This window comes from Curvibacter cyanobacteriorum (assembly GCF_028649475.1).
Lineage (GTDB): Bacteria > Pseudomonadota > Gammaproteobacteria > Burkholderiales > Burkholderiaceae_C > Curvibacter > Curvibacter cyanobacteriorum.
Map to the genome: position 1 here is coordinate 549,407 of NZ_JAQSIP010000002.1, position 20,006 is coordinate 569,412.

Consider the following 20,006-nt stretch of genomic DNA (forward strand, 5'->3'; position numbering starts at 1 on the left):
TGCCACCAACGTGCAGCACCCAACGCAGTATTGGCCCTTCGCGCCAGCCCAGGGTTCGCAGATGTAAGGGGGGCGGCCTCAGGCAGCGGCTTCGAGGCCGTTGCTGAAGTGGGTGCGCATGCGCCGCGCGGCGCCCGTGCCGTCGCGCGCTCCCAGGGCTTGCATGAGGTCGCGGTGCTCTTGCAAGGACTCCGCGATGCGGCCCCGTTTGAGCAGGGAGTTGTGCCGGTTCAGCTTCATCACCTTGCGCAGGTCGGTCACCATTTGCAGGCGCCAGCGGTTGTCCGCGATCTCCAGCACACGCAGGTGAAAGCGCTCGTTGAGCTCGAAGAAGCGTTCGCGGTCGTCCACCGCCGCTTCGAGCTCGGCGTGCAGGGTGTTGAGCTCGTCAAGTTGCGCATCGCTGGCGTGCTGGGCCACTTCGCCCGCGGCATCGCTCTCCAGCAGACTGAGCAGGTGGTACACGTCACGCAGGTCTTTTTCGTTCACCTCGGTCACATAGGCGCCACGCCGCACCTTCATCGTGACCAGGCCCTCGGCGGCCAGCACCTTGATGGCCTCGCGCAGCGGCGTGCGGCTGATGCCGAATTCTTGCGCAATCTTCAGTTCGTCGATCCAGCTGCCCGGCTCCAGCTCGCGCTGAAAGATGCGCTGGCGCAGCAGTTCGGCCACTTCTTCGTAAAGGGCTTTGGGCGTGAGGGTGAGGGCAACCATGGGCGCGATTGTAAGGCCTGTGGAATATTTTGAATCAATAATTATGAATGATGTAAAATCCGGCCCGCAGACAGCAAGCCGCTGACCCCTCTCACCTGATTCTTCGGAGACGCTACCGTCATGAGTGATTCCCAGTCCAACCCGCCCAGCCACCCTGAATTCGCCTCCAGCAACCTGGAAGCCTGGGCCAAGGCCGCCGCCAAATCGGCCCCTGGGGGTGATGTGAATGCCCTGAACTGGATCACCCCCGACGGCATCACCGTCAAGCCGCTGTACACCGCGGCCGACACCGCCAACCTGCCGTACGCCAACACCCTGCCGGGCTTCGAGCCCTTCTTGCGCGGCCCGCAGGCCACCATGTACGCGGTGCGTCCCTGGACCATCCGCCAGTACGCGGGTTTTTCGACGGCCGAAGAATCGAATGCCTTTTACCGCAAGGCCCTGGCCGCGGGCGGGCAGGGCGTGTCGGTGGCCTTTGACCTGGCCACGCACCGAGGCTATGACAGCGACCACCCGCGCGTGACGGGCGACGTCGGCAAGGCTGGGGTGGCGATTGACTCGGTCGAGGACATGAAGATCCTGTTCGACCAGATTCCGCTGGATAAGGTGTCGGTCTCCATGACCATGAACGGCGCCGTGCTGCCGGTGCTGGCCGGCTATGTGGTGGCCGCCGAAGAGCAGGGCGTGAGCCAGGACAAGCTGTCCGGAACCATTCAGAACGACATTCTGAAAGAGTTCATGGTGCGCAACACCTACATCTACCCGCCGCAGCCGTCGATGAAGATCATCGGCGACATCATCGAGTACACGGCCAAGAACATGCCGAAGTTCAACTCGATTTCCATCAGCGGCTACCACATGCAGGAAGCTGGCGCCAACCAGGCGCTGGAGCTGGCCTTCACCCTGGCCGACGGCAAGGAGTACGTGAAGACCGCCATCGCCAAGGGCATGGACGTGGACGAGTTCGCCGGGCGCCTGTCGTTCTTCTGGGCCATCGGCATGAACTTCTATCTGGAAGTGGCCAAGATGCGCGCCGCCCGCCTGCTGTGGTGCCGCATCATGAAGGGCTTTGACGCCAAGAACCCCAAGAGCCTGATGCTGCGCACCCACTGCCAGACCTCGGGCTGGTCGCTGACCGAGCAAGACCCCTACAACAACGTGGTGCGCACCACCATCGAGGCCATGGCCGCGGTGTTTGGCGGCACGCAAAGCCTGCACACCAACAGCTTTGACGAAGCCATCGCGCTGCCCACCGAGTTCAGCGCCCGCATCGCGCGCAACACCCAACTCATCATCCAGGAAGAGACCCACATCACCAACGTGATCGACCCCTGGGCCGGCAGCTACATGATGGAAAAGCTGACCCAGGACATGGCCGACGCCGCCTGGAAGATCATCGAAGAGGTCGAGGCCATGGGCGGCATGACCAAGGCTGTGGACAGCGGCTGGGCCAAGCTCAAGATCGAGGCCGCGGCGGCTGAAAAGCAGGCCCGCATCGACTCGGGCAAGGACGTCATCGTCGGCGTCAACAAGTACAAGCTCAAGACCGAAGACACCATCGACATTTTGGAAGTGGACAACGTCAAGGTGCGCGACGGCCAAATCGAGCGCCTGAAGCAAATCCGCGCGACCCGCGACGGCGCCGCTGTGCAGGCCGCGCTCGACGCGCTGACCGCCGCCGCCGAAGCCGGGGTGCATGCCGACGCGGCCGACAGCAGCGCGGGCAATTTGCTGGATTTGGCCATCAAGGCCATCCGCCTGCGCGCCACGGTGGGCGAGGTGTCCGACGCGCTCGAGAAGGTTTATGGCCGCCACCGCGCCGACACGCAGAAAGTGACCGGCGTCTATGCCGCTGCCTACGACTCGGCCGAGGGCTGGGACAAACTCAAGGGCGAGATCAACGCCTTTGCCGAGGAGCAAGGCCGCCGCCCGCGCGTGATGATCGCCAAGCTTGGCCAGGACGGCCACGACCGTGGCGCCAAGGTGGTGGCCACGGCCTTTGCTGATTTGGGCTTCGATGTGGACATGGGCCCGCTGTTCCAGACCCCCGAAGAGTGCGCCCGCCAGGCCATCGAGAATGACGTGCACGCGGTGGGCGTCAGCACGCTGGCCGCCGGCCACAAAACCCTGGTGCCGGCCATCATCGCCTCGCTCAAAGAGCAGGGTGCCGACGACATCATCGTCTTTGTCGGCGGCGTGATCCCGAAGCAGGACTACGAATTCCTGTTCGATGCCGGTGTCAAGGGCGTGTACGGCCCGGGCACCCCGATCCCTGCCAGCGCCAAGGACGTGCTGGAGCAAATCCGCAAGGCCCAAGGGTGAGCTCCCTGCCTTTGTTGGACGGCCTGCTGCAGGGCAGTGCGGCGGTGCAGCGGCGTGCCATGGCCAAGGCCATCACGCTGCTCGAATCCACCCGCGCGGACCACCGGGTCCAGGCCGATGAACTGTTGACGGCGCTGCTGCCGCACACCGGGCGGGCGTTTCGCCTGGGCATCAGTGGCGTGCCGGGGGTGGGCAAGAGCACCTTCATCGAGGCCCTGGGCCTGTTCCTGATCGGGCAAGGCCACCGGGTGGCGGTGCTGGCGGTGGACCCGTCCTCGACCGTGTCGGGCGGCTCCATCCTTGGCGACAAGACCCGCATGGAGCACCTGTCGGTGCATGAGCGCGCCTACATCCGCCCCAGTCCCAGCAGTGGCACGCTGGGCGGGGTGGCCGAGAAAACCCGCGAAGCCATGCTGGTCTGCGAGGCCGCTGGCTACGACGTGGTGATTGTCGAAACCGTGGGCGTGGGCCAGTCCGAGACCGCGGTGTCCGGCATGACCGACATGTTCGTGCTGATGCAACTGCCCAATGCGGGCGACGACCTGCAGGCCATCAAGAAGGGCGTGATGGAGCTGGCCGACCTGGTGGTCATCAACAAGGCCGACATCGACGTCCACGCCGCCACCCGGGCCCAAGCCCAGATCACCTCGTCGCTGCGCCTGCTGGGGCTGCACGGCAACCCCGACCACGCGCACCACGACGAGGCCCTGTGGCACCCGCAGGTGATCCAGCTCAGTGCCCTGTTGGGCCAGGGCGTGGACCGCTTCTGGGACTCGGTGGCCGAGTTCCGCCGCCTGCAAACCGCCAATGGCCGCTTGCAGGCCCGGCGCCAGAGCCAGGCGCTGGCGTGGATGTGGGAGCGCATCGATGCCGGCCTCAAGCAGGCTTTCCGGGCCCACCCTCAGGTGCAGACCCTGTTACCCCAATTCACGCAGGACGTGGCCCTGGGCCGCCTGCCCGCCTCGACGGCGGCCCGCCAACTGCTCAGTGCCAGCCGCCTTGGCCACTGAGTCTGACCCCCGAATCACCCTGGAGCAAAGAGAGAGCACGACCATGCAAGACATCCTCGACCAACTCGAAAAGAAGCGCGCCGCCGCCCGCCTTGGTGGCGGCCAGAAGCGCATTGACGCCCAGCACAGCAAGGGCAAGTTGACCGCGCGCGAGCGCCTCGAGCTGCTGCTCGACGAAGGCACGTTTGAAGAGTGGGACATGTTTGTCGAGCACCGCTGTGCCGACTTTGGCATGGCCGACAACAAGATCCCTGGCGACGGCGTTGTCACCGGCTACGGCATGATCAACGGCCGCCTGGTGTTTGTGTTCAGCCAGGACTTCACCGTTTTTGGCGGTGCCCTGTCCGAAGCCCACGCCGAGAAGATCTGCAAGATCATGGACCAGGCCATGAAGGTGGGCGCCCCGGTGATCGGCCTCAACGACTCGGGCGGCGCCCGCATCCAGGAGGGGGTGGCGTCGCTGGGCGGTTACGCCGATGTGTTCCAGAAGAACGTGCTGGCCAGCGGCGTGATCCCGCAGATCAGCATGATCATGGGCCCGTCGGCCGGTGGTGCGGTGTACTCGCCCGCCATGACCGACTTCATCTTCATGGTCAAGGACAGCTCCTACATGTTCGTCACCGGCCCTGAAGTCGTGAAGACCGTGACGCACGAAGAAGTCACCGCCGAAGAACTCGGTGGCGCCATCACCCACACCACCAAGAGCGGTGTGGCCGACATGGCGTTTGACAACGACGTCGAGGCGCTGATGATGCTGCGCCGCCTCTACAACTACCTGCCGCTCAACAACCGCGAAAAAGCCCCCGTGCGCAAGAGCGGTGACCCGGTGGATCGCCGCGAACTCAGCCTGGACACCCTGGTGCCCGAGAACCCGAACAAGCCCTACGACATGAAGGAGCTGATCGTCAAAACCGTGGACGACGGCGACTTCTTCGAGCTGCAACCCGAGTACGCCAAGAACATCCTCATTGGCTTTGCGCGCATGGATGGCCAGACCGTGGGCATCGTGGCCAACCAGCCGCTGGTGCTGGCCGGTTGCCTGGACATCAAGAGTTCGATCAAGGCGGCGCGCTTTGTGCGCTTCTGCGATGCCTTCAACATCCCGGTGGTGACCTTTGTTGACGTGCCCGGCTTCATGCCCGGCACATCCCAGGAGTACGGCGGCATCATCAAGCACGGCGCCAAGCTGCTCTACGCCTACGCCGAGTGCACCGTGCCCAAGATCACCGTCATCACCCGCAAGGCCTATGGCGGCGCCTACGACGTGATGGCCTCCAAGCACCTGCGCGGTGACGTCAACTTCGCCTGGCCCAACGCTGAAATCGCAGTGATGGGCGCCAAGGGCGCGGTCGAGATCATCTTCCGCGAGGACAAGGGCGACCCAGCCAAGCTGGCCGCCAAGGAAGCCGAGTACAAGGCCCGCTTTGCCAACCCGTTTGTGGCGGGGGCCCGCGGCTTCATCGACGACGTGATCCTGCCCTCCGAGACCCGCAAGCGCATCTGCCGCTCGCTGGCCATGCTCAAAGACAAGAAGCTTGAGAACCCGTGGCGCAAGCACGGCAACATCCCGCTCTGATCGACCGCCAGAACAAGAACAGGAAACGCACCATGTTTAAGAAGATTCTGATTGCCAATCGCGGCGAGATCGCCTGCCGCGTCATCGCCACCGCCAAAAAAATGGGCATCCAGACGGTCGCCGTCTACTCTGAAGCCGACAAGGAAGCCCGCCATGTGGCCCTGGCCGACGAGGCCGTGCTGCTGGGCCCGGCGCCCAGCCGCGAAAGCTACCTGGTGGCCGACAAGATCATTGCCGCGGCCAAGGCCACTGGCGCCGAGGCCATCCACCCGGGCTACGGCTTCTTGAGCGAGAACGAGGCCTTTGCCAAACGCGTCGAGGACGAGGGCATGGCCTTCATTGGCCCGCGCCATTTCTCGATCGCCGCCATGGGCGACAAGATCGCCTCCAAGAAGCTGGCCAACGAGGCCAAGGTCAACACCATTCCCGGCTACAACGACGCCATCAGTGGCCCCGAGCAGGCGGTGGAGATCGCCCGTGGCATTGGCTACCCTGTGATGATCAAGGCTTCGGCCGGCGGCGGCGGCAAGGGCCTGCGCGTGGCCTTCAACGACAAGGAAGCCTTCGACGGCTTTGCCAGCTGCCAGAACGAAGCCCGCAACAGCTTTGGCGATGACCGCATCTTCATCGAGAAGTTCGTGCAGGAGCCGCGCCACATCGAGATCCAGATCCTCGGCGACAGCCACGGCAATGTGATCTACCTCAACGAGCGTGAATGCTCGATCCAGCGCCGCCACCAGAAGGTGATCGAGGAGGCGCCGAGCCCCTTCATCAGCGAAGCCACCCGCCAAGCCATGGGCGAGCAGGCCGTGGCGCTGGCCAAGGCCGTCAAGTACCAGTCGGCCGGCACGGTGGAGTTCGTGGTCGGCAAGGACCAGGATTTCTACTTCCTCGAGATGAACACCCGGCTGCAGGTGGAGCACCCGGTCACCGAGTGCATCACCGGCCTCGATCTGGTCGAGCTGATGATCCGCGTGGCCGCCGGCGAGAAGCTGCCCCTGACCCAGGCCGATGTGAAACGCGATGGTTGGGCCATCGAGTGCCGCATCAATGCCGAAGACCCGTTCCGCAACTTCCTGCCCTCGACCGGTCGCCTGGTGCGCTTCCAGACCCCGCCCGAGACCATGTTCCAGAGCAACACCGACGCGCTGTATGGCGTGCGCGTGGACACGGGCGTGACCGACGGCGGCGAGATCCCGATGTTCTATGACTCGATGATCGCCAAGCTCATCGTGCATGGCCGCGATCGCACCGACGCGATTGCCAAGATGCGCGAAGCCCTGAACGGCTTTGTGATCCGCGGCATCAGCAGCAACATCCCGTTCCAGGCCGCTCTGCTGGCGCACCCCAAGTTCGTCACCGGGGACTTCAACACCGGTTTCATCGCCGAAAACTACGGCAAGGGCTTCTTCGCCGAAGACGTGCCGCACAGCGATCCGGCCTTCCTGGTCGCGCTGGCCGCGTTCCAGAACCGCCGTTACCGCAGCCGTGCCTCGGGCATTTCGGGGCAGCTTGAGGGCCACGGTGTCAAGGTGGGCAAGGCTTTTGTGGTCGTGGTGCTCGACAAGCAAGGCCAGCACCAGCAGCAGGCTGTCAGCGTGACCGATCTGGACGAGCAAGGCCTCAGCGCCGTGGTCACCGTCGGCGAGCGCAGCTACCAGCTCAGCAGCGCCTCACGCCTGGGCGCGATCCGCATCGAAGGCCAGGTCAATGGCGCCCCTTTCACCGCCCAGGTGGAGCGTGGCGCGGGCAAGAACCCGCTGGCCCTGCGCGTGTCGCACAACGGCACCCAGATCGAAGCCCTGGTGCTGTCGCCGCGCGGTGCCGAGCTGCACAAGCTCATGCCCTACAAGGCCCCGCCAGACCTCAGCAAGTTCCTGCTGTCGCCGATGCCGGGTCTGCTGGTGGACGTCGCGGTGCAGCCGGGGCAGACCGTGCAGGCGGGTGAGAAGCTGGCGGTGATCGAAGCCATGAAGATGGAGAACATCCTGTTCGCCGCCCAAGATGGCGTGGTCGGCAAGGTGCTGGCGGGCAAGGGCGAGTCCCTGGCTGTGGACCAGGTGATCCTCGAGTTCGTCTGAGGGCCTGTCCCGGGCCGCCCGGTGGGGCGCCCCTGCGGTGGGGGCCGGCCGGTGCAGGCCCGGGTCCCCTCCCTGCGGCCTGGCGGGACCCGCCGCTGTGCCGGGCCCATGGGGCGACTCGATGGCCCATGGCGCCTGCACCCGTGCCCGGGCTGACCAGCCCTTTGTTCAGTGAGAGAAAGAAGCAACAAGCATGACACGTCCTTTTCAAGTGCTGGGGGTCCAGCAAATCGCCATCGGTGGCCTCGACAAACTCAAACTGCAGAAGCTGTGGGTGGAGATGCTGGGGCTGAGTGTGACGGGCACCTTCCGCAGCGAACGTGAGAACGTGGACGAGGACATCTGCGCCATCGGCAGTGGCCCGTTCAAGGTCGAGGTGGATTTGATGCAGCCGCTCGATGCCGACAAAAAGCCCGCTGTGCACGCCACCCCGCTGAACCACATCGGCCTGTGGATTGACGACCTGCCGCAGGCGGTTCAATGGCTCACCGCACAGGGCGTGCGCTTTGCCCCGGGCGGCATCCGCCGGGGCGCGGCGGGCTTCGACATTTGCTTCCTGCATCCCAAGGGCAATGACGAGTTCCCGATCTCGGGCGAGGGGGTGCTGATCGAACTGGTGCAGGCCCCGCCGGAGGTGGTGCAGGCCTTTGCCGCGCTGGCGGCCGCGCCGTCGACCCCGGCTTGAGGTTTGAGGTTTGAGGTTTGAGGTTTGAGGTTTGAGGTTTGAGGTTTGAGGTTTGAGGTTTGAGGTTTGAGCGGGCCTAGCGGCGGTGCGGCGGCGCGAGGTCATATTTGTTGTTTTTGTTCGACTTTCGATGAAGTCTGTCCTGTTGGCGACTGTTGAACACGGCGTTCAGGGTAAGCACGGGTGTTTTTCAGTGCCAAGCCTGCGTGTTTTTCGGCACGAATAGGCCAAAATTCAGGCTCAAAACCGCAAAAATAATTAGGGGTGAGTATGACTTTTGCCGCTTTCTGGCGTCCGGGCATGGCCTTGATGCTCCGCATGCGTTTGCCATCCAAGCTGCTTTGGTTGTCCGCCATGCTGCTCGTGCCCCTGATTCTGGTGTGCTGGCAGTTGTTGCAGCGCGTGCAGGACGATCAGGTGTTCATCGCGGGCGAGCAGGCGGGGGTGACGGTGCTCGATCCTTTGTTCAAGCTCACCCAAGAGGCTCAAAAGCACCGAGGGCAGACCAACATGCTGTTGTCGGGCAATGCTGCGGCCGCCTCCGCGCTCGACCAGACGGGGGGACGGCTGCGTCAGGCCTTGGGCGAGTCCCAGCGCGCCTTGCGTGCGTCGGGTCTCGGGCTGGAGGCGGAATGGACGCGCGTCATGGCGCGTGTCGAGGCCTTGCCCACCCTGCGCCAGGCCGAGCGACAAGCGGCTTTTTCCGAACATTCGGCAGCGATCGATGACCTGCGCCGCTTTGCCTATGCCGTCGGCGAGCGCTCGGGTCTTCTTTTTGACCCGGATCCAGCGACCTACCTGTTGATTGACATGGCCGTGTCGCGGGTGATTCCATGGACCGAACGCCTGGGCCAGTTGCGTGGCAGCGGGGCTGGGGTGCTGAGCCAATCCCAGCCCGACCCCGTGAACCTGGGGCGCTTGCAGTCGCAGATCGACGCGCTCAACAGCGAATTGGCCGACCTGCGTTTCTCCATGCAACTGATGGGCGCTCGGCAGGAAACCGATCTCAGCGACGAGGGCTCGCTCAAGAGCAGTCAGGCTTTCCTCGCCCTCGCCACAAAGTCATTTCCCCGCTCTGGCGGCGTCGCGGAGCCGCGCATGCCGTCGGCGGACTACTTCGCCCAGGGAACCCAGGCGATCGATGACGCGGGTCAGTACGGGGTTCGTGTGCTGAACCGCATTGACAGCCGACTGGGTGCGCGCGCCCAAGACATCCGGCAGCAACTGTGGATCGTTTTTGTGGTCATCTTCGCTGGCATGGGCCTGCTCCTGTACCTGCTGGGAGCGTTCTACCGCAGCTTCGTGATCAATTTCCGCGAGGTCATCGATGCCATGCATTCAGTGGCCCAGGGTTCCTTGCGCGTCAAGGTCACTGTGGCCGGGCGCGATGAACTGGCCGAACTGGCGGGTTTGCTGCTCAAGATGACCCGCACGCTGTCGGGCATGGTGGCCGATGTGCGCAGCAACGCGGCCCTGGTGTCCCACGCAGGGGGCAGCCTGGCGGCCGGCAGCAAAGACCTGTCGGACCGCACCGAACAGCAGGCGGCCAACCTGGAGCAAACTGCGGCCAGCGTTGAGGAACTGGCCAGCACGGTGGAGAACAACGCGGGCATCGCCCAGCAGGCCAACCAGCGCGCCGCCCAGGTGCGGGATGCCGCGGAGGCGGGCGCCTCGGCCATGGGGCGGGCCGTGGCCTCGGTGGAAGGGGTTCAGAGCAGCGCCAGCAAGATGGGCGAGATCATCGGCGTGATTGACAGCCTGGCTTTCCAGACCAACATCCTAGCCCTCAATGCGGCGGTGGAAGCCGCACGGGCCGGCGAGCAAGGGCGTGGCTTTGCGGTGGTGGCGGCCGAGGTGCGCTCGCTGGCCCAGCGCTCGGCCGCGTCGGCGCGCGAGATCCGCCAGCTCATCAGTGCCTCGTCGGAGCAGGTGGAGGCCAGCGTGGCCCTGATCCGTGCGGCAGGCGACAGCATGAAGCACATCACCGAGGGCATCCGCTCGGTGGCCGGCAGCATGGCCGAGATCTCGGCCCTGAGCTCGGAGCAGAGTGCCGGCCTCAGCGAGATCACCCTCGCGGTGCAGCAACTCGACCAGATCACCCAGCGCAATGCACAGATGGTCGAGTCGTCGGTGCAGGAGACGGTGTCGTTGGAGCACCGCGCCGCCACGCTGGCCCAGTCGGTGTCGTCCTTCGTGCTGCAACAAGGCACGGCCGACGAGGCCGAGGCCCTGGTGCACCGCGCCATGGCCTTGGCGCAGAGCACGTCGGTGGAGGCCTTCTTGCGCCAGGTCAGCGACCCGGCCCAGCCCTACCACGACCGCGACATGTACGTGTTTGCCTTGGATGAGGCCGGTACCTACCGGGCCTTTGGCGGCCAACCGGCCCGAGTGGGGACACGGGTGCAGGACTTGCCGGGCATCGACGGCCAGGTGCTGCTGGACCGCATCATTGAAAGCGCTCAGCGGGGCGCGGGCTGGGTCGAATACGACATCAACAACCCGGCCACAGGGCTGATGCAGACCAAGATGTCCTATGTGCAGGCGTTCAAAGGCCTGTACGTGGGCTGCGGCGTCTACAAGTCTTTGGCCGGGTCTTGATGGGCTGCAGGTGGGGCGCTGCCGGTGGCTCGCGCCCCTGGTTGCCAGGGGGGCCGGCTCAGGCTCGGTGAGTGCGCGGGCCTTGGCGGTCTCAAAAAGGCCTTGGCAGGGCACCGTTCAAGCGGGCGGTGCGTCTTCGCCGGACACGGCCTGACGTTGGGCACGTGACTTGGCCAGCGCGGCTTCGATCAGCGCCCGTTTGCGCTCAAGCACGGCCGGATCCGTGAGGCGCGAATGGGCCGCCATGTCCTTGAGCTTGGCCTCGGCCTCGTGGCGCAGCCGGGCCTCGTTCTCGGCCTGCTCGCGCGCCGTGCGGGTCTGGCGTTGCTGGTAGCGTTGCAGGGCCTGCTGTGCCTGGGCTTCGGACCAGGCGGCCCAGCCGGTCAGTGTGCCACTGGCGTTTTCAAGTTCGATGCAGTCCACCGGGCACACCGGGATGCACAGCTCGCAGCCGGTGCATTCGGACTCGATCACGGTGTGCATCTGCTTGTTGCTGCCGACGATGGCGTCGGTCGGGCAGGCTTTGAGGCACAGCGTGCAACCAATGCACCAGGCCTCGTCGATGAAGGCCACCTGCCGTGGGCCCTCGGTGCCGTGTTCAGGCGACAGGGGGCGGGCAGGGCGCCCCGTCAGGGCTGCCAGCCGTGCCACGCCCTCGGCGCCGCCGGGTGGGCATTGGTTGATGTCGGCCTGCGCCGAGGCCATGGCCTCGGCATAAGCCGCGCAGTCGGGGTAGCCACAGCGGGTGCACTGCGTTTGCGGCAGGGCCGCATGCAGTTGTTCAAACAGCGAAACCAGCACCGTCAGCTCAACCCTTCTTGGGGCTGCCGCCGCGGCTGCTGCGGCGTGCGCTGGCCGCGGGTTGGCTGCTGCTGCGGGCGGTCTGACCTTGCTTGCGGCTGGCCGCCGAGCGCGGGGTGGCCACGGTCGGGGTGGCTGGGGTAGCCGGTTCCGCCGGCGCCACAGCCGCGGCCACGGCGGGCGCGGTGGGCGCAATCACAGGCGCTGCGGCCGCCGCCGGGGCACTGGGGGCCTGCGGCGCACTGTTCACCACAGGGGCCTTGGCGGGGGCTTGGCGTTCCAGGATGAAGCGCTTGACCACCGGGTACACGATCTCGCGCCAACGGCGGCCACTGAAGATGCCGTAGTGGCCGGCGCCCTTGGCTTCGAGGTGCTTGTGCTGGTCGCTGGGGATGCTGGCGCACAGGTCATGGGCGGCCGCGGTCTGGCCCGAACCCGAGATGTCGTCCAGCTCGCCTTCGACCGTCAACAGGGCCGTGGTCACGATGTCTTGCGGGCGCACGCGCTCGATCTTGCCCTCGGGGCTGCGCACGTCCCAGGTGCCGTTGACCAGCTTGAAGTCCTGGAACACGGTCTTGATGGTCTCGAGGTAGTAGTCCGCGTCCATGTCCAGCACCGCGTTGTACTCGTCATAGAACTTGCGGTGGGCTTCGACGCTGGCGTCATCACCCTTGATCAGGTCCTTGAAGTAGTCGTAGTGGCTGGTGGCGTGGCGGTCCGGATTCATGGCCACAAAACCGGTGTGCTGCAGGAAGCCCGGGTAGACCCGGCGGCCTGCGCCAGGGAAGTTGTGCGGCACGCGGTAGATCACATTGTTCTCAAACCACTCGTAGCTCTTGTTGGTGGCGAGGTTGTTGACCGCCGTGGGCGATTTGCTGGCGTCGATGGGGCCCCCCATCATGGTCATCGACAGGGGCGTGGTCTCGCCGCGCGAGGCCATCAGCGACACCGCCGCCAACACCGGCACGGTGGGCTGGCAGACGCTGATCACATGGCAGTTGCCGTAGGCGCCTTGCAGGTGACGGATGAAGTCCTGCACGTAGTTGACGTAGTCATCGAGGTGGAACTCGCCGTCGGCCAGGGGCACCAGGCGGGCGTTTTTCCAGTCGGTGATGTAGACCTTGTGGTCCTTGAGCATGGTGCGCACGGTGTCGCGCAGCAGGGTGGCGTAGTGGCCCGACAGCGGCGCCACGATCAGCACCACGGGCTGCCCCTTGAGCTTGGTCAGCGTGGCGGGATCGTCGGAGAAGCGCTTGAAGCGGCGCAGTTCGCAGAACGGCTTGTCGATCTCGATGCGCTCGTGGATCGCCACGCCCACGCCATCCACATCGACGGTGTTGATGCCAAAAACGGGTTTCTCGTAGTCCTTGCCCAGTCGGTACATCAGGTCGTAGCCCGCGGACAGTCGCTGCGCAAAAGGCACTTGGCTCAGCGGAAAGACCGGGTTGTTCAGCATTTTGGCTGCGGCCTGGGCGAAATCGGAAAACGGCTCCATCAGGGAGCGTTGGGTTTCATAGACTTGGTAAAGCATGGGGGGACCCGAATTCGTTATGTTGCAGTGCAGCAATATACCAGCAGAAGGGCGGTTTTGTCTGGAGGACAAACACCAATGCGGTGCAGGATTTGGCAGGATGGAACTTGTGACGCCGTCAGATCTCTGCTCATGGGTCATGAAAATGGGCGTTCACATGAAAAGAAGATCTTTGATTTCCTCGGCGCTGGCGCTGAGCACCTCGATAGGAGTGTCGAACATGAACCTGGCTGCCGCCGCGCCAGTCCTGCGGGCTTTGCCCAAGACCCCGCGCCTGCCGGTGCTGTTTGTGGGGCACGGCAGCCCGCTGAACGCCATCGAAGACGGTCCCTACCGCCGCGCCTGGGCGGCGCTGGGCACCGAACTGGGGCGCCGCGAAGCCAAGCCCCGGCTGATCCTGTGCATCTCGGCGCACTGGGTCAGCCGGGGCAGCTGGCTGACAGCCATGGAGCGGCCCAAAACCATCCATGACTTTGGCGGCTTTCCACAGGCCTTGTTCGACCAACAGTACCCCGCGCCTGGCTGGCCCGCGGCCGCGCGCGACATCCAGCAGCACCTGCAGCCCACGGCGGTGCAGCTTGATCAAGACCAGTGGGGGTTGGACCACGGCACCTGGTCGGTGCTCAAGCCGATGTTCCCGGCCGCCGACATCCCGGTCATGCAACTGAGCCTGGACGCGAACCGCAGCCCTGCCGAGCACTTCGCCCTGGGGCAGCAGCTCAAGGGTTTGCGGGAGCGGGGTGTGTTGATCGTGGGCAGTGGCAACATCGTGCACAACCTGCGGGCCGTGCGCCGCGATGCCCCGCCCGAGCAGGCGTTTGACTGGGCCCGGGAGTTCGATGCCCATGTGCAGGGGCAGCTGCTGCGGGGTGAACTCGCGGCCCTTGCCGGCTACGAGTCATTGGGCGCGGTGGCGCGCATGGCCCACCCCACCGCCGAGCACTACTGGCCTTTGCTGGTGGCGGCCGGTGCGGTCGAACCCCGCGAGATGCCGCGCTTCTTCAACAACGGCTTTCAGTTCGCCGCGATCTCGATGCGCTCGGTGGTCTGGGGTTGAGCCGGGCCGGGCCGCAGGCCGCCCTGCCAGACAGGCAGGCACAAAAAAGCCGCCCGAAGGCGGCTGGTGGGGCCACGGTGCCACCGGGCGCAGCGGCCCGGTGACCCGGGTGACCGGTGCCCGACTCAGACCACCTTGGCGATGGCTTGGCAGACGTAGTCGATGTTCTTGCTGTTCAGCGCTGCCACGCACATGCGGCCCGTGTCGGTGCCATAGACGCCGAACTCGGTGCGCAGGCGAACCATCTGGTCCTTGCTCAGGCCGGAGTAGCTGAACATGCCGATCTGGGTCGTGATGAAGCTCATGTCTTGTTGCACGCCTGCGGCCTTCAGGCCGTCGACCAGCTTTTGACGCATGGCCTTGATGCGCACGCGCATCTCGCCGAGTTCCTTCTCCCACAGGGCGCGCAGTTCGGGGTTGCCCAGCACTGCGGCCACCACCGCGCCACCGTGGATCGGCGGGTTGGAGTAGTTGGTGCGGATCACGATCTTCAGTTGCGACAGCACGCGCGAGGCTTCTTCCTTGTCGGCGCACAGCACCGACAGGGCGCCCACGCGTTCGCCGTAGAGGCTGAAGCTCTTGGAGAACGAGGTCGAGACGAAGAAGCTCAGGCCCGCGGCCACGAACTTGCCGATCACGGCGCCGTCTTCGGCGATGCCGTGGCCAAAGCCTTGGTAGGCCATGTCCAGGAAGGCGGTCAGGTTCTTGGCCTTCACGACAGCGATCACTTGGTCCCATTGGGCGGCGGTGATGTCGTAGCCGGTCGGGTTGTGGCAGCAAGCGTGCAACACGACGATGGTGCCGGCGGCGGCTGAGTTCAGCGAGGCCAGCATGCCGTCGAAGTTCACGCCGCGCTTGTCAGCGTCGTAGTAGGCGTAGGTGTCGACGGCGAAACCGGCGTTGGTGAACAGGGCGCGGTGGTTTTCCCAGCTCGGGTCCGAGATCAGGACCTTGGCGTTGGGGCTGACGCGCTTGAGGAAGTCAGCGCCGATCTTCAGGCCGCCGGTGCCGCCGATGCCTTGCACGGTGGCCACGCGGCCCGAGGTGACGGGCTCGGAGTCCGCACCGAACACCAGGCTCTTGACGGCAGCGTCGTAGGCCGCGATGCCGTCGATGGGCAGGTAGCCACGGGCCGAGGGCTTTTCCATCATGGCTTTTTCAGCGGCCTGCACGCATTCCAGCAGGGGCAGCTTGCCGTTGTCGTCGAAATAAACGCCCACGCCGAGGTTGACCTTGTTGGGGTTGCTGTCGGCGGCAAATTGCTCGTTGAGGCCCAGGATCGGGTCGCGGGGGGCCATTTCGACGGCCGTGAAGAGAGACATGAAAAAAGTCCTTGAGAGGTTGTCAGTAGCGGCAATCGGCCGGCTGGGTTACGCTGGCGGATTGGCTTGAATTTTAGCCGCAGGGCCAGCACCTGGCTCTACAACCTCACACATTGCGCACCATGTCCGACCTCTCCGAAGTGCTGCCCGAACCGTCCAAGGGCGAGTTTGTCCGTTTCCCCGACTCGCCGTTCGAGCTGTTTCAGCCCTATCCGCCGGCCGGTGACCAGCCCACGGCGATCGCGCAACTGGTCGAGGGGGTGCGCGATGGCGAGGTGTTCCAGACCCTGCTGGGCGTGACCGGATCGGGCAAGACCTTCACCATGGCCAATGTGATCGCGCGCCTGGGGCGGCCGGCGATTGTGTTCGCCCCCAACAAGACCCTGGCGGCCCAGTTGTACAGCGAGTTCCGCGAGTTCTTCCCCAAGAACGCGGTGGAGTACTTCGTCAGCTACTACGACTACTACCAGCCCGAGGCCTATGTGCCGCAGCGCGACCTGTTCATCGAGAAGGACTCGGCGATCAACGAGCACATCGAGCAGATGCGCCTGAGCTGCACCAAGAGCATCATCGAGCGCCGCGACGTGGTGATCGTGGCCACCGTGTCGGCCATCTACGGCATCGGCGAGCCCGAGAGCTACCACCGCATGGTGATGACGCTGCGCACCGGCGACACGCTGGGCCAGCGCGACATCATCGCGCAGCTGATCCGCATGCAGTACCAGCGCAACGACATGGAGTTTGGGCGCGGCAAGTTCCGCGTGCGCGGCGACACCATCGATGTGTTCCCGGCCGAACACAGCGAACTGGCCCTGCGCATCGAGCTGTTTGACGAGGAGATCGAGTCGCTGCAGCTGTTCGACCCGCTGACCGGCCGCATCCGGCAGAAGATCCCGCGCTTCACGGTCTACCCGTCGAGCCACTATGTGACCCCGCGCGACCGCGTGCTGGCGGCGGTGGAGACCATCAAGCTCGAGTTGTCCGAGCGCCTCAAGGAACTGGTGGGCATGGGCAAGCTGGTCGAGGCCCAACGCCTGGAGCAACGCACGCGCTTCGACCTGGAGATGCTCAGCGAAGTCGGGCATTGCAAGGGCATTGAAAACTACACCCGGCACCTGTCGGGCGCGGCGCCCGGTGAGCCACCGTCCACCCTGACCGACTACATGCCCGCCGATGCGGTGATGTTCCTTGACGAGAGCCACGTTCTGATCGGTCAGTTGGGCGGCATGTACAACGGCGACCGGGCGCGCAAGACGACCCTGGTGGAGTACGGCTTTCGCCTGCCCTCGGCGTTGGACAACCGGCCGCTCAAGTTCGAAGAGTTTGAGAAGCGCATGCGCCAGATCATCTTTGTCTCGGCCACGCCGGCGCAGTACGAAATCGACCACGCCGGGCAGGTGGTTGAGCAGGTGGTGCGCCCCACCGGCCTGGTCGATCCGGTGGTCGAGGTGCGCCCGGCAACCCACCAGGTGGACGATGTGCTGCAGGAGATCCGCATCCGGGTCGAGAAGAACGAGCGGGTGTTGATCACCACGCTGACCAAGCGCATGGCCGAGCAGTTGACCGACTACCTCACCGACAACGGCGTCAAGGTGCGCTACCTGCACAGCGATGTGGACACGGTGGAGCGGGTGGAGATCCTGCGCGACCTGCGCCTGGGCACGTTTGACGTGCTGGTGGGCATCAACCTGCTGCGCGAGGGGCTGGACATTCCCGAGGTCTCGCTGGTGGCCATCCTGGATGCCGACAAGGAGGGGTTCCTGCGCGCTGAGCGCTCGTTGATCCAGACCATCGGGCGCGCCGCGCGCAACCTGAACGGGCGCGCCATCCTCTACGCCGACCGCATCACCGAGTCGATGAAGAAGGCCATGGGAGAGACCGAGCGGCGCCGGCTCAAGCAGATCGCCTACAACGAAGCCCACGGCATCACGCCGCGCAGCATTGTCAAGCAGGTGCGGGACCTGATTGACGGCGTCTACAGCGAGAAAAGTGGGCGCGAGGCCGAGAAGCTTGAGCAGTCCGCGCTGCAGCGGGCCCGCGTGGAGGAGCTCAGCGAAAAGGATGTGGGCCGCGAGATCAAGCGACTCGAGAAGGAAATGCTCGAACACGCCCGCAACCTCGAGTTCGAGAAGGCCGCCCGCGCCCGCGACCAATTGGCGCTGCTGCGCGAGCGGGCCTTTGGCGCCGCGGGCTCCGACAACATCGTGCTGATGCCTGCCAAAAAATAGTCGAGCGCAGGGCTTGTGTTTTCTACGAATGAAGCTAAATTGTGACTACCTCGTTCACTTACCCGAGTGAATACATTGGCTTTGTGTGTTATACTTGACGCAAATAGTCAACAACCCAACACGATGAAGGGCCGGTTCCAGTAACCGGAAAGGGTGGGGACGGGGCTTGCTGGCCACAAAGCGGCGAGTCATTTGAACAAACCAAGCCTGATGAAGGAGCTTGATATGCGTCTCACTACCAAAGGCCGCTTTGCGGTCACCGCGATGATCGACCTGGCCCTGCGCCAAAACAACGGCCCGGTCACCCTGGCGGCGATCAGTCAGCGCCAGCAGATTTCGCTGTCCTACCTGGAGCAGCTGTTCGGCAAGCTGCGCCGCCATGAACTGGTGGAATCCACCCGGGGTCCCGGTGGGGGTTACACCCTGGGTCGCAAGGCGGCCGACATCACCGTCGCTGACATCATTGTGTCGGTGGACGAGCCGATCGACGCCACGCACTGCGGCGGCAAGGAGAACTGCATGGGCGACGCCGGTCGCTGCATGACGCACGAACTGTGGTCGGCGTTGAACCAACGCATGGTCGAGTTCCTGGACTCGGTCACACTGCAAAAGCTGGTCGAGGAGCAGATTGCCAAGGGCGTGCAAGTCGAAGACAAGCCCGTCATGCGCCGTGCCATCTCCAGCACCCCGGTGGTCAAGCCGATCCGCGTGAACGCGCCCAACTCGGTGTTTGCACTGGGCAACGTGTTCGCCAAATCCTGATCCCGATCCGGCCTCGGGGCCCGCTGCCGGCGGCCCTGCAGCCCAATGCTATTTCGCCAAGCCAGTTTTGATTGAGCCAGCCATGGACATGACCCCTCATTTCCCGATTTACCTTGACTACGGCGCCACCACGCCGGTGGACCCGCGCGTGGTCGACGCCATGATCCCCTGGCTGCGTGAGCAATTCGGCAACGCCGCCTCGCGCAGCCACGCCTGGGGCTGGGCCGCTGAAGAAGCGATCGAAAAGGCCCGCGTTCAGGTGGCGGACCTGATCGGTGCCGACCCGCGTGAGATCGTCTGGACCAGTGGCGCCACCGAGTCCATCAACCTGGCCCTCAAGGGAGCCGCCCAGTTCTACAAGGGCAAGGGCAAGCACCTGATCACGCTCAAGACCGAACACAAGGCCGTGCTGGACACCATGCGCGAGCTCGAGCGTCAGGGCTTTGACGTCACCTACCTCGATGTGCAGGAAGACGGTCTGGTCAACTTCGAGGCCCTCAAGGCCGCGCTGCGCCCGGACACCATCCTGGTCAGCATCCTGTTCGTGAACAACGAAATCGGCGTCATCCAGGACATCCCCGCGATCGGTGCGCTGTGCCGTGAAAAGGGCATCCTGTTGCACGTTGACGCCGCCCAGGCCACGGGTCGGGTGGAGATCGACATGCACACGCTGCCGGTCGACCTCATGAGCATGACCGCCCACAAGACCTACGGCCCCAAGGGCGTGGGCGCGCTGTACGTGCGCCGCAAGCCGCGCGTGCGCCTGGAAGCCCAGATCCACGGCGGCGGTCATGAGCGCGGCATGCGCTCGGGCACCCTGCCGACGCACCAGATCGTGGGCATGGGCGAGGCCTTCCGCATCGCCAAGGCCGAGATGGCCGAAGGCAACGCCAAGGCCCATGCGCTGCAACAGCGCCTGCTCAATGGCCTGAAGGACATCGAACAGGTGTTCATCAACGGCAGCCTGGAGCGCCGCGTGCCGCAGAACCTCAACATGAGCTTCAACTTTGTGGAAGGCGAATCCCTGATCATGGGCATCAAGGGCCTGGCGGTGTCGTCGGGTTCGGCTTGCACCTCGGCCAGCCTCGAGCCCAGCTATGTGCTGCGCGCCCTGGGCCGCAGCGACGAGCTGGCCCACAGCAGCCTGCGCATGACCATCGGCCGTTTCACGACCGAAGAAGAAATTGACTACGCCATCTCCACCATCCGCGAAAATGTCGCCCGTTTGCGCGAGTTGAGCCCGCTGTGGGAGATGTACAAGGATGGCGTTGACATGAGCACCATCCAGTGGGCCGCGCACTGAGCGCGACCGACCCAAC

Annotated in this window: 15 protein-coding genes; 10 read left to right on the plus strand and 5 right to left on the minus strand. The window is 64.9% G+C overall.

The window, feature by feature from the left end; genetic code table 11:
- Nucleotides 1-78 precede the first annotated feature (78 nt).
- Nucleotides 79-714: a GntR family transcriptional regulator gene (locus PSQ40_RS06010; RefSeq protein WP_273949668.1), complete on the minus strand. Its 636-nt coding sequence runs from the start codon at nt 712-714 to the stop codon at nt 79-81.
- Nucleotides 715-834: 120 nt separating this feature from the next.
- Between PSQ40_RS06010 and scpA the strand changes: the two genes are divergently transcribed.
- The 5 genes from scpA (at nt 835) to PSQ40_RS06035 (ending at nt 8,388) form a co-directional block, all read left to right on the plus strand.
- Nucleotides 835-3,036 (plus strand): methylmalonyl-CoA mutase, encoded by a 2,202-nt coding sequence (gene scpA, locus PSQ40_RS06015; protein WP_273949670.1) that lies wholly within the window; start codon nt 835-837, stop codon nt 3,034-3,036.
- A complete protein-coding gene (meaB, locus tag PSQ40_RS06020) occupies nt 3,033-4,046 on the plus strand; it encodes a methylmalonyl Co-A mutase-associated GTPase MeaB (RefSeq protein ID WP_273949672.1) in 1,014 nt (337 codons plus the stop codon). Before scpA ends, meaB begins: the two co-directional genes overlap by 4 nt.
- A 43-nt stretch (nt 4,047-4,089) precedes the next feature.
- The gene (locus PSQ40_RS06025; RefSeq protein WP_273949674.1) at nt 4,090-5,622 is read left to right on the plus strand and encodes an acyl-CoA carboxylase subunit beta; all 1,533 of its coding nucleotides are present in this window, start codon (nt 4,090-4,092) and stop codon (nt 5,620-5,622) included.
- 32 nt (nt 5,623-5,654) lie between these two features.
- Nucleotides 5,655-7,703: an acetyl/propionyl/methylcrotonyl-CoA carboxylase subunit alpha gene (locus tag PSQ40_RS06030; protein ID WP_273949676.1), complete on the plus strand. Its 2,049-nt coding sequence runs from the start codon at nt 5,655-5,657 to the stop codon at nt 7,701-7,703.
- Nucleotides 7,704-7,896: 193 nt separating this feature from the next.
- On the plus strand, nt 7,897-8,388 hold the full coding sequence (locus PSQ40_RS06035; protein WP_273949677.1) for a VOC family protein: 492 nt from the start codon (nt 7,897-7,899) through the stop codon (nt 8,386-8,388).
- A gap of 101 nt (nt 8,389-8,489) precedes the next feature.
- On the opposite strand, the gene PSQ40_RS06040 is transcribed toward PSQ40_RS06035, so the two are convergent.
- A complete protein-coding gene (locus PSQ40_RS06040; protein WP_273949678.1) occupies nt 8,490-8,744 on the minus strand; it encodes a hypothetical protein in 255 nt (84 codons plus the stop codon).
- Nucleotides 8,745-9,600: 856 nt separating this feature from the next.
- Between PSQ40_RS06040 and PSQ40_RS06045 the strand changes: the two genes are divergently transcribed.
- Nucleotides 9,601-10,986 (plus strand): methyl-accepting chemotaxis protein, encoded by a 1,386-nt coding sequence (locus PSQ40_RS06045; RefSeq protein WP_409338559.1) that lies wholly within the window; start codon nt 9,601-9,603, stop codon nt 10,984-10,986.
- A gap of 117 nt (nt 10,987-11,103) precedes the next feature.
- Here the strand turns inward: PSQ40_RS06045 and rsxB are convergent, their stop codons facing one another.
- Both rsxB and PSQ40_RS06055 read right to left on the minus strand, forming a co-directional pair.
- On the minus strand, nt 11,104-11,784 hold the full coding sequence (rsxB, locus tag PSQ40_RS06050) for an electron transport complex subunit RsxB (protein WP_409338560.1): 681 nt from the start codon (nt 11,782-11,784) through the stop codon (nt 11,104-11,106).
- 10 nt (nt 11,785-11,794) lie between these two features.
- Nucleotides 11,795-13,318: a polyhydroxyalkanoate depolymerase gene (locus PSQ40_RS06055; RefSeq protein ID WP_273949682.1), complete on the minus strand. Its 1,524-nt coding sequence runs from the start codon at nt 13,316-13,318 to the stop codon at nt 11,795-11,797.
- A gap of 220 nt (nt 13,319-13,538) precedes the next feature.
- On the opposite strand from PSQ40_RS06055, the gene ygiD reads away from it, so the two are divergent.
- Complete coding sequence (gene ygiD, locus PSQ40_RS06060; RefSeq protein ID WP_273949683.1) at nt 13,539-14,375, plus strand: 4,5-DOPA-extradiol-dioxygenase; 837 nt, start codon at nt 13,539-13,541, stop codon at nt 14,373-14,375.
- Nucleotides 14,376-14,500: 125 nt separating this feature from the next.
- Here the strand turns inward: ygiD and PSQ40_RS06065 are convergent, their stop codons facing one another.
- The gene (locus PSQ40_RS06065; protein ID WP_273949685.1) at nt 14,501-15,697 is read right to left on the minus strand and encodes an amino acid aminotransferase; all 1,197 of its coding nucleotides are present in this window, start codon (nt 15,695-15,697) and stop codon (nt 14,501-14,503) included.
- 122 nt (nt 15,698-15,819) lie between these two features.
- On the opposite strand from PSQ40_RS06065, the gene uvrB reads away from it, so the two are divergent.
- From uvrB to PSQ40_RS06080, 3 genes are all read left to right on the plus strand, one after another.
- Nucleotides 15,820-17,925, plus strand: coding sequence for an excinuclease ABC subunit UvrB (gene uvrB, locus PSQ40_RS06070; RefSeq protein ID WP_273949687.1), 2,106 nt, complete (start codon nt 15,820-15,822; stop codon nt 17,923-17,925).
- Between the two features lie 225 nt (nt 17,926-18,150).
- Entirely contained in the window at nt 18,151-18,687 is a 537-nt protein-coding gene (gene iscR / locus PSQ40_RS06075) for a Fe-S cluster assembly transcriptional regulator IscR (protein WP_273949689.1), read from the plus strand.
- A gap of 82 nt (nt 18,688-18,769) precedes the next feature.
- Nucleotides 18,770-19,990 (plus strand): IscS subfamily cysteine desulfurase, encoded by a 1,221-nt coding sequence (locus PSQ40_RS06080; protein ID WP_273949691.1) that lies wholly within the window; start codon nt 18,770-18,772, stop codon nt 19,988-19,990.
- Nucleotides 19,991-20,006 lie beyond the last annotated feature (16 nt).